Raw genomic sequence first — 13,838 nt, 5'->3', positions numbered from 1 at the left:
GTCAGAAAGTAACAAGCAATCATTCGAAAAGGAGCGGATACACATGATGAACAAAATGAAATCAAACAAATTCGTAAATACAATGAGCATGGTGTTGTCTGCTCTTATCGATGCGAAATCAGTTGCTACTACATTAAACAAGTAAGGAGAGATTATGATGAACAACATTACTTTTAACAAATTTGACTTTATTGGACTAGCTAGCGGCTCTGCTCTTCTTACAGCTTTCATTTATGCTGCTACGCTCCTATAATTTTGTGTCCCCTTTCCCCTTTATATAGATAGTAATGAAAAGACGACCGTCTATGCCCGGTCGTCTTTTCCTAATTGCTATTTTTTTTTAATGTTTCTGTTAGTTCTTCAAATGTTTCGTTCAATTGATCCGTCATCATTTTCATCGCTGTTTTTCTATCTAATGTTTCTCCTACTCCTACTTGAATCGGATCACCGAAAATCAACTGTGCTCTTTTTCCTTTTATTAATTCTTTTACACTTGATGGCCCGACATAAGCTGCCGGTACTAAAGGAACATTAGAGCGCATTGCAATTGTAACAGCTCCTGCTTTTAAAGAAACATCTTCTGTCGATCTCGTTCCACTTGGAAAAATCCCTACTACTTTACCTTGTTTTAATAAACGGGATGGAATTTTTAGCGTACTTGGCCCTGGATTCGCACGGTCTACTGGAAAAGCATTCACATTCTTAAAAAACCAATTTGTAAACTTACCTTCAAACAATTCTTTTTTCGCCATATAATGAATTTCTGTTGGATACATCCCCGCCGCCAACATTAATACATCCATAAAGCTTGTGTGTGTGCACGCAACAACATATGGTCCACCTTCAGGTAATTTTTCTCTTCCTTGAACCTCTACTTTCCCAAGCGTTTTAAATATATATTTCAACAAAAATGTAATTAGTTTATACATTCGTTTCGTCCCTTTCTAAAAATCCAAAGTTTAATCCTATCTTTAAAACAATTATAACACTAACCTTTAGTAGTTGGTAATAAAATTAAGTATTAATTTTCAAAATTTAATTCTTACAAAAGTGTAATCTTTCTGTAAGCTAATTCGATAGTGACTTTCCTCTATATCTCGTAAAATTAAGTCAGAAAGTAACAAACAACCATTCGAAAAGGAGCGGATATACATGATGAACCAAATGAAAAAGAACAAATTTGTAAATACAATGAGCATGGTGTTATCCGCTCTTGTCGATGCTAAGGCAGTTGCTACTTCATTAAACAAGTAAGGAGAGATAATAATGAACAATATTACTTTTAACAAATTAGATTTTATTGGACTTGCTAGCGGCGCAACTCTTCTTACAGCTTTCATTTATGCTGCTACGCTCATTTAAATTTGTGTCCCCTTTCCCCTTTATATAGATAGTAATAAAGAAGACGACCGACTATGCCCAGTCGTCTTTCTTATGATGCTTTTCTTTCATATAATTCTTTTAAAAGCTGTATCATTTCTGCTTGTTGTTTTATCTTCTTACGACCATTTCGATTAATCGCTGCCAGCTCACAGGCAATTCCAATCGCAAAGAAAAACAATAGACTCTCTAACATATAAAAAATCCTCCAAATGCGTTGCCTATTAGACAGCCCGGCGCAACGGCTCCTCTTGTAAAATGTTCTTATTCTTGCTTTCTTCTTTACGCTGACATACGTTATTTCGAATAAGAGCTGTAATAACAAGCAATGTTCCTACTATATCAAAAGTTGTTATTTTATACCCTTGCATCATCATAATGACCAATGTAGTAATGGGCACAAAGTTAATAAATAAAATCCCATTAATAGATGATAAAATTTTCACACCGTAGTTCCAAGCAAGTAGCGCTACAATACCTGGTAATGTCATCATAAATAATAAATCGTACTTGACGATAGAAATCGTTTCCGTGCTCGGTACTGGCACATACCCTAACAGTGTAATGATTATCGTTATAACACCTGTTACACTGGTACCAAATACACATGTCAATGTAGAATAGCGAAGTGTCGACCAGCCACTAAATGATTGGCCACCCATCGTGTAGATTACCCAACCCACAACACCAATAAAAATAAATACTAACGAAAATAGATTATCTTTCAATGTAAGGAAGAAACTCATATCACCTTTTGTAATCACAAAAACAGCTCCAATAAAAGCAATAACCATACTTGTCATCATGTACTTCTTCGGCTTTATCTGCTTATATCCCCATAGAATACCAATTGAAATCATCGGCATAAGCGCCTCCATAATAGACGCTACCATAACGCCAGGCTTCTCCATCAACATTTGTCCTAAAAAAACAAGTACATTATATACAGTAAACGCCATTGTTCCAAAGAAAACGAGTAACTTTCCTTTTCCTTCTAAACGAAATGCCTTCTTGCCTTCTTTCATTAACAATAATGCAATTAATACAATTGCTACTGCTCCATAACGAATGAACGAAAAATAAAATGGATCTATATATTCTAGCGCATGATCTGCAACTGGAAACATTGCTCCCCATGACATGCTTGCAATTAAACATGCCAGTGCACCTATTATCATTTGACCTTTTCTCACGTAATCCCCCGCTTCTATGTAATTCTCGATGCATTGCACAATGAGAATTGTAAAAGAAAAAATATATCACGTAAAATGATTCAAAATGATGCTATCTATCACTTATAATGATATTTGACAACAAGGGGGAATGCGGAATGGAACTACGAGATTTACAAATTTTCCAAAGTGTTGCCGATCATGGAAGTGTTAGCAATGCCGCAAAGGAATTAAATTATGTGCAGTCTAACGTGACAGCTCGTATTAAACAACTAGAAAATGAATTGAAAACACCGCTCTTTTATCGACATAAACGAGGAATGACATTAACTGCAGAAGGAAGAAAGATGCTCACTTACGTCAATAAAATTTTGCAAGATGTCGATGAACTGAAGCAGGTATTTTTAGATAGTAGTATACCATCTGGTATTTTAAAAATCGGCACAGTCGAAACAGTAAGCACATTACCTACCATCCTATCTTCTTACTACAAAAAGTACCCAAACGTCGATTTATCGCTGCAAGCTGGTTTAACAGAGAAACTTATGAGAAAAGTAATTGATCATCAATTAGATGGTGCTTTCATATCAGGACCCATTAAACACCCACTATTAGAACAATACGATGTTTGTACTGAAAAGCTTGTTCTTGTCACAAAAAATAAAGCTTTTCATATAGAGGAATTTATTACAACGCCACTTCTTGTCTTTAATCAAGGATGCGGATATCGTTCCAAACTAGAACGCTGGCTCAAAGATGAAGGCTTGCTTCCAAAAAGAATTATGGAATTCAACATACTAGAAACGATTTTAAATAGCGTTGCACTTGGTCTTGGAATTACACTCGTGCCACAATCCGCTGTTAGGCATCTTTCTACTACAGGAAAAGTTCACTGCCATCCGATTCCTGAAAAATACGGGAGTATTTCAACGGTCTTTATACGCCGTAAAGATACCTATCTGACAAACTCAATGCGGAGCTTTTTAAAGACAATTGAAGAGCACCATCATATCAATATGCTTTAAAAGACATTCTTACACGAATGTCTTTTTTCTTACAAAATTGTAATCCTCCCGTAAGCTAATTCGATAGTTACTCCTGCTCATATCCCATATAATTAAGACAGAAACAAGGGTAACAACAATTCGAAAAGGAGCGGATATGCATGATGAACAAAATGAAAACAAACAAATTCGTAAATACAATGGGCATGGTGCTATCTGCCCTAATCGATGCAAAAGCAGTTGCTACAACTTTAAACAAATAAGGAGAGGTACCTATGAACAACATTACTTTTAACAAATTTGACTTTATCGGACTTGCAAGTGGCTCAGCTCTTCTTACAGCTTTTATTTATGCGCTTGCACAAGGTCTTGTGTTATAAAATTGTTTCCCCTAACCCCTTTATATAGAGAAAAATCTGTTCGTCTATAAGACAAGCAGATTTTTTCAATTTGTTTCATATATAATTTGACCTGTTTTACTTATATCGTACCCACCAATTGCTCGCAGTTCATTTTGAAATTCTGTCGATTGCAATATTTCTTTTACTGCTTCAATAAGTTGTTCGTTTTCTTTATTTTTTAAAATTACCAAGTCATATTGTTCTTTCATAAGCGGAATAAAATCTACATTCACAATTTGTGCTATCTTTTCTGCCCCTATGCCAACATCAGCTTTTCCGTTAGCAATCTGAGAGGCAACACCAAGATGATTAGACTCTTCCGAATCATAGCCTCGAATATTTTCTTTCGCTACATTTTGAATTCTCACCTGTTCATCTACTAGTACACGAATTCCTGATCCTTTTTCACGATTCACAAATTGAATCGATGAATGATTCAGGTCAGCCCACGTTTGTATTCCTTTTGGATTTCCTTTTTGTACATAAAACCCAACATTTCTCGCTAATAAGTTCATTACAATACATGGTTGTCCAACTAAAATTCGTTTTACATATGGAATGTTATATTCCCTCGTATCTCCATCAAACAAATGTAAACTAACGATACTTCCTTCTCCTTGAGACATTTTAATTAAACTCATTAAACTCCCCTGATAAGCCCGGAGCATACTAGAACCTGGTAAAAGCCTTTCAAGATGCTTCGCTAGCATATCTAATGTTAGCTCTTGTCCACTAATTACACAGGAAGATTCCCTATGCTTCACCTCTAGTTTCATAGAAGTAATCTGCACTTTCCCCGTTTTCATTTGCTTAATATACTGTTCTAAATCAACTGCATCAATGCGCATTTGTCTACCAACCCTGTAAGAAGGCAGTTCACCTTTTTTAATTAAATCATACACTGTTAACTTTGAGACTTTTAGTCGATTTGCTACCTCTTCCGTTGTGTAGGAATGATGATCCATAGACGATTCCTCACTTTCTCTTTTCATTGTAACAAAGAAAGAAAATTTCTCCTATTTTTTCAAAAAGTGATTTATTTCACATTATATTTAATTATATCTATTTATAATTAAATATAATTAGTTATAATTAAATAGGATATAAAGAAAGGGGATTATATGTATGAACAAATTTACATTACGGTACATCGGGGTACTTATGTTCTCTTTCCTTCTTGTTTTTAGCGTGGCATGTACGAACGAAACGAAGAAGGACCAAACAAACGCAAAAGAAGAAAAGACAGTTGAACTTACAATATCTGCAGCTGCCAGTTTACAAGACGCTTTCAAAGAAATCGAAAAACAATATAAACAAAAGGAACCAACCATAAAGCTTTCCTTTAATTTTGGCGGATCTGGTGCACTTCAGCAGCAAATTGAACAAGGTGCTCCTGCTGACCTATTCTTCTCTGCAGCAGAAGATAAATTTCAAACGCTCGTCAAAAAAGGATTTATTAATGAAAAAGAGGGGAAAAATCTTCTTGGAAATGAACTCGTTTTAGTCGTTCCAAAAGAAAGCTCCATTAAAACATTTCAAGAATTAAAGGAAGAAAAAGTGAAGAAACTAGCAATTGGTACACCTGAATCTGTCCCAGCTGGAAAATATGCAAAAGCTTCTCTTACACATGAAAGCCTATGGAACGACCTTCAAAACAAAATCGTATTAACAAAAGACGTCCGCCAAGTGTTAACATATGTAGAAACAGGTAATGTAGACGCTGGCATTGTATACAAAACAGATGCTCTTATTTCAGACAAAGTAAAAATTGTAAGTACAGCACCTGCTAATTCTCATGAACCGATTCATTATCCTGTAGGCGTTATAAAAGAATCAAAGCATAAGAAAGAGGCGACTTCATTTTATGAATATTTACAGTCAAAAGATGCACAATCTATCTTTAAAAAATATGGATTTACAATCCTATCGTAACTACTATGACATTTGATACACTTTGGTCGCCTGTTTTTCTTTCTTTACGAGTAGCTGCACTCGCCACCATTATTGTTATGATTTTTGGCACAGTTATTGGACGAGTATTAGCTCGCTCCTCATGGCGTTATAAAGTGTTATTAGAAACTATTTTTCTGTTACCGATGGTACTTCCACCAACTGTTATTGGGTTCTTTCTTATTATTATTTTTGGGAATAACAGCCCTGTTGGAAAGTGGATTGAATCATTATTTCAACACTCTATTATGTTTACATCATGGGCAGCTGTCATCGCTTCAACAGTCGTTTCATTCCCACTGATGTATCAATCAGCAAAGACAGGTTTTTCTATTGCAAACAAGCAAATTGAAGATGGTGCCCGCGACCTTGGAGCGAGTGAATATCAAGTTTTTTTACACGTCACACTACCACTTGCATTTCCTGCATTACTTAGCGGAATGATTTTAAGCTTTGTACGCGCACTTGGTGAGTTTGGAGCAACACTTATGTTTGCTGGTAACATTCCAGGAAAGACACAAACAATTCCTACAGCCATTTACATGGCAATTGACGCAAGTAATATGCAGCTTGCTTGGACACTCGTTATCATAACTGTTGGTATGTCACTCATTTTCTTACTATGCATCCAACTCATTAACAAAAAAATTACTACTTCTTAAGGTAGCTTTCGACAAAGGCTGCCTTTTTATTTCCCGAAAAATAAATTGTTTTGTAGAATGAAATACTTCATCTCGCTATTCGAGTATAGTAATCCTTCATTGATTAGAGTTTCGCTTTATCCCAACCTTACAAAACTGTAATCCTACTGTAAGCTAATTCGATAGTTACCACTTCCCGTATTACATATAATTAAGTCATAAAGTAAAGCCGATGGGAATTAGGTTGTCCCCCCTCTTCCCATTTGTTAAAAAGAGCTAAGTAACTTTATTTCCCCAACCCCCTTTATAAAAAAGACCTCAAAAATTGAGGTCTTTTTTTATTATAATAAAATAACAGAATTTTAATATTTATAGAAATATACATTCTATTTGAATTTACTTTCTAAATCGGGTACTTTCCTGTTATTATATGGAGGTGTTTGAAAAAATGAAGAAATGAAAACGCATTTATATCATAAATTCTTCATCCTGTTTTAACAATCGGTAATCTTCTACTTTCTCAGTGGGGAATTACCGATCGTTAGAACGAAATTAAATTATATTAATATAGAAAAATGAAGGGAGTCTTGTAATGGACATTTTATTAGCGCTTCTTCCTGCAATTGCATGGGGAAATATCTTATTAGTAAGCGTAAAAATGGGCGGTGGTGCATATAGCCAAACGGTAGGTATGACAATCGGTGCTCTATTCTTCGCAACAATTATGTATGTATTTACTCAACCTGCTTTAACAATGACAATCTTAATTGTTGGATTTATTTCAGGTTTATTCTGGGCTTTAGGACAAGTAAACCAATTAAAAACAGTTGAAAAACTAGGTGTTTCAACAACTGTAACGATTTCTACTGGTATGCAACTTGTTGCAACTTCTATCTTTGGTGTTATCGCTTTCCGTGAGTGGACTACTACTACTACGATCATTCTGGGAACGATTGCAATCCTTTTAATTGTAGTCGGCGTTGTCTTCACTTCATTAGATGATAAAGAAAATGCACAGCCACCAGGACAATTGAAAAAAGGACTTTTAACTTTAATTGTTTCTACATTCGGCTACCTTGTATATGTAATTATTATTCGTTGGTACAATATCGATGGTTGGTCTGCTATTTTACCGCAAGCAGTCGGTATGTTTGTTGGAGCAGTTGTATTGACATCTAAACATAAACCATTTAACAAATATGCAATTCGTAATGCTTTATCTGGCCTACTTTGGGGAACAGGTAACTTATTCTTACTTCTTTCTTTACCAAGAGTTGGAGTAGCAACAAGTTTCCCATTATCTCAAACTGGTATCGTTATCTCTACATTTGGAGCAATCGTCTTCTTAGGCGAAAAGAAAACAAAGCGTCAAATGATATTTATTGCACTTGGTAGTGTTCTAATTATCGGCGGTGCTGTTTTACTTGGTATGACAAAAGCATAATTGCACAAGCTATAAATCAAACCCCCGAAGCATATCTGCTTCGGGGGTTTCCTATTATTAATTATGAAACTCTATTTATAAGACTTTTCTTTTTACAAAAATCTCTTAAAGATGTTATCGTTTTTTATACCATATTCTAATCAGAAAGGAATAAAGGATATGTCAAAGAAAAATAGAATTTTATTTATTGGTGCCGGTCGTATGGCGGAAGCAATCTTCGCCGGACTGCTCAAAACAAGTAATGAACATATCGAAGAGATTATTGTATCCAATCGAAGTAACATAGAAAAGCTTAAGCAATTAGAAAAAAAATATAACATCTCAACTACGAGTGATTGGAAACAATACATCCAAACTGTAGATACCATTGTTTTAGCAATGCCACCTGCTGCACATGAGCAATTATTAGCAGAATTATCACCTCTTCTAACTCATCAATTTGTTGTAACCGTTGCTGCCGGGATTGGTCCATCTTATTTAGAAAAAAGACTTCCTCAAGGTACACCAGTTGCCTGGATCATGCCAAATACAGCTGCAACAATTGGGAAGTCTATTTCTCTATATACAATGGGACATTTCGTAAATAAAGAACATCAAGAAACACTGCAACTACTTTTAAAAGGAATTGGTACAGCACAGCTATGCACAGAAGAAGAGGTACATCAGCTTACCGCTGTAACTGGAAGTGCCCCAGCATTCCTTTACCACTTTGCTGAAGGATTAATTGAAGCAACGAAAAGCTATGGAATCGATGAAGCAACCGCAAAACACCTTGTCATTCAAATGATTACTGGTTCTGCCGCTATGCTAGAACAAGAACAAGATCCAGCTATGCTTCGTGAACAAGTGACTACACCAGGTGGCTCAACTGCAGAAGGTTTAAAAGTTTTATATGAATATAATTTTTCAAAGATGATTCACCAAGCAATTGAAGCAACAAATAAAAAAGCTAGGGGGAATTAATATGACAGTAACAAGCTTACAAGATTGCACAACATTACATAATGGTGTAAAAATGCCTTGGTTTGGTTTAGGCGTTTTTAAAGTTGAAGATGGTACACAGGTAATCGATTCTGTAAAAGTTGCTATTAAAAATGGATACCGCAGTATCGATACAGCTGCAGTGTATAAAAATGAAGATGGCGTTGGACAGGCAATTCGTGAATGCGGAGTTCCCCGCGAAGAATTATTTATCACTTCAAAAGTATGGAATAGTGATCAAGGCTATGAATCAACATTACAAGCTTTTGAAACATCACTAGAAAAACTAGGGCTAGAATATTTAGACCTATACCTAGTACACTGGCCTGTAAAAGGAAAATATACAGAAACGTGGAAGGCATTAGAGAAACTATATAAAGAAGGCCGTGTTCGGGCTATTGGTGTTAGCAATTTCCAAATCCATCACTTACAAGATGTACTAGAAATCGCTGAAATTAAACCGATGATTAATCAAGTTGAATATCATCCACGCTTAACACAAGAAGAACTTCACTCTTTCTGTAAAGAACATACTATTCAACTAGAAGCTTGGTCACCATTAATGCAAGGTCAATTACTCGACCATCCAGTATTGCAAGAAATTGCTACAAAATATAACAAATCAACAGCACAAATCATTTTACGCTGGGATTTACAAAATGAAGTTGTAACAATTCCTAAATCAATTAAAGAACACCGTATTATCGAAAATGCAAACATCTTTGATTTTAAATTGAGCGCAGATGACATGAAAGCAATTCAGTCGTTAAATGAAAATCATCGTGTTGGCCCAGACCCTGATAATTTTGATTTTTAAGAGAAAAGTCACTGTGTAATTGCACAGTGACTCTTATTTTTATATTACACTTATAAAAAACTGAAAATTTAAACTATATTTCGTTTTATTGACAGTTCATTTGTCCGGGTGTAATATTTCTAATAATCAAATAAACAAAAAATTAATACAAATCATTATGTTTACTCATTGTATCAAGAGAGGTGGAGGGACTGGCCCTTTGAAACCTCGGCAACAGGTTCACTTTGAATACTGTGCCACTTCCTGCAAGCATTATGCTTGAAAGATAGAATGAGGGACTTCGTTTATATACAGGTACATGCCTTGTAAACAAAATTCCCTCTTTCTCGATAAGAAAAGAGGGAATTTTTCTTTCCCTCACAAATTGTTCATCAACTAATAACCAAACAATTTAGGGAGGAATTTTACATGAAAAAGAGATTTGTACCTGCTGTCGCATCTGTTTTAGGAGCAAGTATTTTATTAACGGGATGCGGTAGCTATAAAGACGAAACAAGCGGAGCAAAAGCAAAGGATAAAGCTCCTGATAAACAAGTGTTGAACTTAGCCACTGGTACAGAAATTCGTACGATGGATACTGCACGTGCTACAGATACTGACTCTGGTCAAGTAATGAGAAACGTATTTGAAGGTTTATATAACCTCGGTGAAGGAAATAAGCCTGTTCCTGGTGTGGCAAAATCTCATGAGGTAAGTTCTGATAAAACAAAATATACGTTCCATTTACGAGATTCGAAATGGTCAAACGGTACTCCTGTGACAGCAAAAGATTTTGTCTTTGCTTGGCAACGTGCCGTTGATCCAGCGACAGCTTCTGAATATGCATTTCTATTTTTTGATATAAAAAATGCGAAAAAGATTAATAATAAAGAACTTACGGCCGATCAGCTTGGAGTAAAAGCAATCGATGATCACACTTTTGAAGTAGAATTAGAGCGCCCTGTTCCCTACTTTATTAGTTTAACGGCATTTCCAACATTCTTACCAATTAATGAAGCATTCTTCAAATCACAATGTGATAAATATGCTTTAGAAGATAACACGATTCTTTATAATGGTGCCTTTACATTAAGTGATTGGAAACATGAACAAAGCTTTAAGTTCAAGAAGAATAACAACTATTGGGATAAGGATAATGTGAAACTTGAAGAAATTAATTTTAATGTTGTCAAAGATCATTCAACAGCTGTTAATTTATATGAATCAAAACAAATTGATCGACTTACTTTAACATCTGATCTTGTTGATAAATATCGCAAAGATAGTAACTTTAAAGAACGACCAGATGTTGGGGTACAATTTGTACGTATGAACCAGAAAAATAAAACGTTACAAAATATAAATGTTCGTCAAGCAATCGATAAATCGATAGATAAGAAAGCATTTGTAAATGTGCTTTTAAATGATGGCTCTCTACCCTCCTATTCTCTAGTGCCAAAAAATTTCGCCAAAGAGCCAAATGGAAAAGACTTCCGCGAAGAGAATGGTAATTTAACAAAAGAAAACACAAAAGAAGCGCAACAGTTTTGGAAACAAGCAAAACAAGAATTAGGATCTGATAAAATTTCAATTGAATTATTAACAAGTGATGGCGATCTACCTAGAAAAACAGGTGAATATTTAAAAGAACAACTAGAGAAAAATTTAGAAGGATTAACAGTAAATGTTAAGCCTCAACCACGTAAACAACAAGTCACATTATTACTACAAGGAAATTATGAGATTGCTATTGACGGATGGAGCCCGGATTTTGCCGATCCAATTACATTCTTAGAGTTATTTACAACTGATAACTCATACAACTTAGATCACTATTCTAACAAAGAATTTGATGATCTAATCCAAAAAGTAAAAAATGACTTAGCCGGTGATGAAAAAGCTCGTTGGGAAGCTTTAAAACAAGCAGAAAAAATCTTATTTAAAGATGCCGTTATCTCTCCTCTTTATCAAAATGGAACAACATACTTAGAGCGTTCTTATGTCAAAGGCATAGTTGAAGTTGATTTTGCGGGGCCACTTAACTTCAAATGGGCAAAAGTTGAGAAGTAAACTACTCTTGTAACATTTCATTTTAGCAAAAGCTTCAATTTCAAGAAAAAAGGGCATCCTTCAAGAGGATGCCTTTTTTCGGCTTCTTTTTCCACATATCTCTTTCCTTTTGATACACATGATACCCCCCAACAATCAAAGCTACAATTTGTTTGATGACAATTATAAATAATAGAGAAATAATATTCTTATTTAAATTCCCACCATCAAATACTATCGTAAAATAACCAGTCGCCACATACGTCACGGGAAATAATTTATCTCAAATACATACATAATTACATAAAAATGGGAAAAACTTATATAGAAGGAAAGATACAATAAGGAGGAATATATAATGAGAATTCTACTTTCAATTCTTTTAACTCTTATGCTTGTACCCGTAATGACAGCGTGTAACGCAAATACTCAGGATAATGCAGCATCTGAGAACAAGAAAACAACTGAAGAAACAAAGCAGGAAGCAACGCAAGATTTAAAGCTTAATTTTAATGAATTCAGTTTAGATACTGACTATCAAGATACGAAAAAAGATTATGACGCAGACTACAAAAATAAAGCAAACGAAAAACAAATGGAAGCTAAAATTGAAGATCATAAAACAGATGCAAAATTAACAGGTGATGAAGCTGCAACAAAACTAGGCCCTCTTCTTCAAAAATTAAAATTCGATAAAGATACTCCAGATCAAGAAGTAATCGATCAAGTTGTCGACGTATTCCAACTTGATAAAGACTATCAAAAGTTCGAATTAGAAGTTGTTTTCTCAGATGGAACGAAGAAAGAGTATAAGAAGGAAATAAAATAAAGAAGTAGGCGATTTGCCTACTTCTTTATTTCTGTTTATTTTTTGGCATATCGTAAACTTGGTTCAGAGCCAATCATGTATTCTAAACCAGATATAAAAAGGAGATTTACCATGGATCCTTTACTTATGGCCGTTATAGGATTACCGTTAACAATTGTAATATTAGTTGTAATCGGCTTCTATAAACTATTTATAAAAAGGAAAAATATCACTTCCTTTTACACCCCTTTTGACAACATTACCAGTCAAACAATTTCAGAATTTCACGAAGAACAGAAAGTTTTAGTAGCTGAAGATGAAAACGGGGATGGGAAAAAGAAAAAATAGCAGAAGAAACATAGTGAAATCCCGAGAATCTTTTGGTTTAAAATGGTCAATGAAATTTTATCAGCGGTTTTTCAAATATATAGACCATTTCTCACAATATATAAATATATCGGAGATTCGACAAGGGATATCGACCAATCGATAAAAAACGACAAAAAACAAGAGTCTTCCAGTTCTGGTTTCCCAACATTCTAAAAATAACCTTGCGCATCGCAAGGTTATTTTTGAAATTCTTTCAGAAAACGTTTATAGTATGTTGAAGCTGTCGAGAAATGAACCTCTATATCATGAATTAATGATGAATCTTCTTCTTTCGCTAATTTCTCTAATTTTTTTATTGCTTGTTCTGTTTCATCTAAGAAGCCAATATATAGCTTATGTTCTTCTTCTTTTGATTCCGGAACACGAATTTCTTTACGAACATGATCAATATCTTCTAGCATACTTGCTGTTACTTTTTGTACATCTTCTTTAAACTTCGGATGAACTAAAGCTTTCCCACCTTTTTCTTTTGCTTCTTCCCATAACTTCAGGGATTCATTTAGTTCTTTGTTCATTTTTTCATCGTACTTCTTATGCACATCACGATATGCTTTCATCTCTTCTGACTGAGCAGTTGACTGCTCTACTTTTTCTTTTGATTCTTTTACATCCTTGTTTCCATTACATCCTGCTAGAAGAAGCATACTTCCAAGCAAGGCAATACCCCATACTTTCTTCATTTGTTACTCTCCTTTTATCTACGTTTACTACTTGTCTCCTCTTGCTATTATAACGAGAACCATTCAAACTTTGTACTTATGATCCTATTTTTATACACACACCACCATTTTTGTCACAGTATCGTCACTTTATACGACCAGG

At 34.8% G+C, this 13,838-nt stretch carries 17 protein-coding genes and 1 riboswitch; of the genes, 12 read left to right on the top strand and 5 right to left on the bottom strand.

The annotated features are described in order from the left end of the window. Positions 1-157: 157 nt before the first annotated feature. Complete coding sequence (locus HRG09_RS19925) at positions 158-253, top strand: DUF3948 family protein (protein WP_174102603.1); 96 nt, start codon at positions 158-160, stop codon at positions 251-253. 70 nt (positions 254-323) lie between these two features. On the opposite strand, the gene HRG09_RS19920 is transcribed toward HRG09_RS19925, so the two are convergent. Next, a complete protein-coding gene (locus HRG09_RS19920) occupies positions 324-929 on the bottom strand; it encodes a lysophospholipid acyltransferase family protein (RefSeq protein WP_174102602.1) in 606 nt (201 codons plus the stop codon). Positions 930-1,266: 337 nt separating this feature from the next. Between HRG09_RS19920 and HRG09_RS19915 the strand changes: the two genes are divergently transcribed. Further along, the gene (locus tag HRG09_RS19915; RefSeq protein ID WP_174102601.1) at positions 1,267-1,362 is read left to right on the top strand and encodes a DUF3948 family protein; all 96 of its coding nucleotides are present in this window, start codon (positions 1,267-1,269) and stop codon (positions 1,360-1,362) included. Positions 1,363-1,432: 70 nt separating this feature from the next. On the opposite strand, the gene HRG09_RS19910 is transcribed toward HRG09_RS19915, so the two are convergent. Both HRG09_RS19910 and HRG09_RS19905 read right to left on the bottom strand, forming a co-directional pair. Continuing rightward, a complete protein-coding gene (locus HRG09_RS19910) occupies positions 1,433-1,576 on the bottom strand; it encodes a YrzO family protein (protein WP_174102600.1) in 144 nt (47 codons plus the stop codon). 28 nt (positions 1,577-1,604) lie between these two features. Then, positions 1,605-2,573, bottom strand: a complete 969-nt coding sequence (locus tag HRG09_RS19905) for a DMT family transporter (protein WP_174102599.1) — start codon at positions 2,571-2,573, stop codon at positions 1,605-1,607. Positions 2,574-2,710: 137 nt separating this feature from the next. On the opposite strand from HRG09_RS19905, the gene HRG09_RS19900 reads away from it, so the two are divergent. Together HRG09_RS19900 and HRG09_RS19895 are read left to right on the top strand one after the other, a co-directional pair. Beyond that, a complete protein-coding gene (locus tag HRG09_RS19900) occupies positions 2,711-3,577 on the top strand; it encodes a LysR family transcriptional regulator (protein WP_174102598.1) in 867 nt (288 codons plus the stop codon). 254 nt (positions 3,578-3,831) lie between these two features. Next, complete coding sequence (locus HRG09_RS19895) at positions 3,832-3,936, top strand: DUF3948 family protein (RefSeq protein ID WP_174102597.1); 105 nt, start codon at positions 3,832-3,834, stop codon at positions 3,934-3,936. A gap of 65 nt (positions 3,937-4,001) precedes the next feature. Here HRG09_RS19895 and HRG09_RS19890 read toward each other — a convergent pair whose 3' ends face one another. Beyond that, positions 4,002-4,949 (bottom strand): substrate-binding domain-containing protein, encoded by a 948-nt coding sequence (locus tag HRG09_RS19890; protein WP_174102596.1) that lies wholly within the window; start codon positions 4,947-4,949, stop codon positions 4,002-4,004. A gap of 133 nt (positions 4,950-5,082) precedes the next feature. Here HRG09_RS19890 and modA point away from each other — a divergent pair, with 133 nt between their 5' ends. From modA to HRG09_RS19850, 8 genes are all read left to right on the top strand, one after another. Then, entirely contained in the window at positions 5,083-5,889 is an 807-nt protein-coding gene (gene modA, locus HRG09_RS19885) for a molybdate ABC transporter substrate-binding protein (RefSeq protein WP_174102595.1), read from the top strand. A 5-nt stretch (positions 5,890-5,894) separates the two neighbouring features. Continuing rightward, positions 5,895-6,569, top strand: coding sequence for a molybdate ABC transporter permease subunit (modB, locus tag HRG09_RS19880; protein WP_174102594.1), 675 nt, complete (start codon positions 5,895-5,897; stop codon positions 6,567-6,569). 571 nt (positions 6,570-7,140) lie between these two features. Continuing rightward, on the top strand, positions 7,141-7,992 hold the full coding sequence (locus tag HRG09_RS19875; RefSeq protein WP_174102593.1) for a GRP family sugar transporter: 852 nt from the start codon (positions 7,141-7,143) through the stop codon (positions 7,990-7,992). 159 nt (positions 7,993-8,151) lie between these two features. Further along, positions 8,152-8,955: a pyrroline-5-carboxylate reductase gene (proC, locus tag HRG09_RS19870; RefSeq protein ID WP_174102592.1), complete on the top strand. Its 804-nt coding sequence runs from the start codon at positions 8,152-8,154 to the stop codon at positions 8,953-8,955. Between the two features lies 1 nt (position 8,956). Further along, a complete protein-coding gene (locus HRG09_RS19865) occupies positions 8,957-9,790 on the top strand; it encodes an aldo/keto reductase (RefSeq protein ID WP_174102591.1) in 834 nt (277 codons plus the stop codon). Positions 9,791-9,957: 167 nt separating this feature from the next. Continuing rightward, a riboswitch (SAM riboswitch) is annotated at positions 9,958-10,062 on the top strand. A 136-nt stretch (positions 10,063-10,198) separates the two neighbouring features. After that, on the top strand, positions 10,199-11,839 hold the full coding sequence (locus HRG09_RS19860) for a peptide ABC transporter substrate-binding protein (RefSeq protein ID WP_174102590.1): 1,641 nt from the start codon (positions 10,199-10,201) through the stop codon (positions 11,837-11,839). 337 nt (positions 11,840-12,176) lie between these two features. Further along, complete coding sequence (locus HRG09_RS19855) at positions 12,177-12,647, top strand: YusW family protein (protein WP_174102589.1); 471 nt, start codon at positions 12,177-12,179, stop codon at positions 12,645-12,647. A 111-nt stretch (positions 12,648-12,758) separates the two neighbouring features. Then, positions 12,759-12,974, top strand: coding sequence for a DUF3951 domain-containing protein (locus HRG09_RS19850; protein WP_174102588.1), 216 nt, complete (start codon positions 12,759-12,761; stop codon positions 12,972-12,974). 218 nt (positions 12,975-13,192) lie between these two features. Here the strand turns inward: HRG09_RS19850 and HRG09_RS19845 are convergent, their stop codons facing one another. Then, positions 13,193-13,696 carry a hypothetical protein gene (locus HRG09_RS19845; protein WP_174102587.1) on the bottom strand — a complete coding sequence of 168 codons (504 nt, stop codon included), beginning with the start codon at positions 13,694-13,696 and terminating at the stop codon, positions 13,193-13,195. Between the last annotated feature and the right edge of the window lie 142 nt (positions 13,697-13,838).

Source organism: Bacillus sp. Xin1 (genome assembly GCF_013314535.1).
GTDB lineage: Bacteria > Bacillota > Bacilli > Bacillales > Bacillaceae_G > Bacillus_A.
The sequence above is the reverse complement of the archived record's forward strand: the minus strand, read 5'-3'. Positions and strand labels throughout refer to the sequence as shown.

What these genes read in the sequence shown, in the direction of transcription:
- HRG09_RS19890 (WP_174102596.1), bottom strand. Translation starts at nt 4,949, where the DNA reads ATGAAAAGAGAAAGTGAGGAATCGTCTATGGATCATCATTCCTACACA.
- modB (WP_174102594.1), top strand. Translation starts at nt 5,895, where the DNA reads ATGACATTTGATACACTTTGGTCGCCTGTTTTTCTTTCTTTACGAGTA.
- modA (WP_174102595.1), top strand. Translation starts at nt 5,083, where the DNA reads ATGAACAAATTTACATTACGGTACATCGGGGTACTTATGTTCTCTTTC.
- HRG09_RS19860 (WP_174102590.1), top strand. Translation starts at nt 10,199, where the DNA reads ATGAAAAAGAGATTTGTACCTGCTGTCGCATCTGTTTTAGGAGCAAGT.
- HRG09_RS19895 (WP_174102597.1), top strand. Translation starts at nt 3,832, where the DNA reads ATGAACAACATTACTTTTAACAAATTTGACTTTATCGGACTTGCAAGT.
- HRG09_RS19910 (WP_174102600.1), bottom strand. Translation starts at nt 1,576, where the DNA reads ATGTTAGAGAGTCTATTGTTTTTCTTTGCGATTGGAATTGCCTGTGAG.
- HRG09_RS19900 (WP_174102598.1), top strand. Translation starts at nt 2,711, where the DNA reads ATGGAACTACGAGATTTACAAATTTTCCAAAGTGTTGCCGATCATGGA.
- proC (WP_174102592.1), top strand. Translation starts at nt 8,152, where the DNA reads ATGTCAAAGAAAAATAGAATTTTATTTATTGGTGCCGGTCGTATGGCG.
- HRG09_RS19925 (WP_174102603.1), top strand. Translation starts at nt 158, where the DNA reads ATGAACAACATTACTTTTAACAAATTTGACTTTATTGGACTAGCTAGC.
- HRG09_RS19915 (WP_174102601.1), top strand. Translation starts at nt 1,267, where the DNA reads ATGAACAATATTACTTTTAACAAATTAGATTTTATTGGACTTGCTAGC.
- HRG09_RS19845 (WP_174102587.1), bottom strand. Translation starts at nt 13,696, where the DNA reads ATGAAGAAAGTATGGGGTATTGCCTTGCTTGGAAGTATGCTTCTTCTA.
- HRG09_RS19865 (WP_174102591.1), top strand. Translation starts at nt 8,957, where the DNA reads ATGACAGTAACAAGCTTACAAGATTGCACAACATTACATAATGGTGTA.
- HRG09_RS19875 (WP_174102593.1), top strand. Translation starts at nt 7,141, where the DNA reads ATGGACATTTTATTAGCGCTTCTTCCTGCAATTGCATGGGGAAATATC.
- HRG09_RS19850 (WP_174102588.1), top strand. Translation starts at nt 12,759, where the DNA reads ATGGATCCTTTACTTATGGCCGTTATAGGATTACCGTTAACAATTGTA.
- HRG09_RS19920 (WP_174102602.1), bottom strand. Translation starts at nt 929, where the DNA reads ATGTATAAACTAATTACATTTTTGTTGAAATATATATTTAAAACGCTT.
- HRG09_RS19855 (WP_174102589.1), top strand. Translation starts at nt 12,177, where the DNA reads ATGAGAATTCTACTTTCAATTCTTTTAACTCTTATGCTTGTACCCGTA.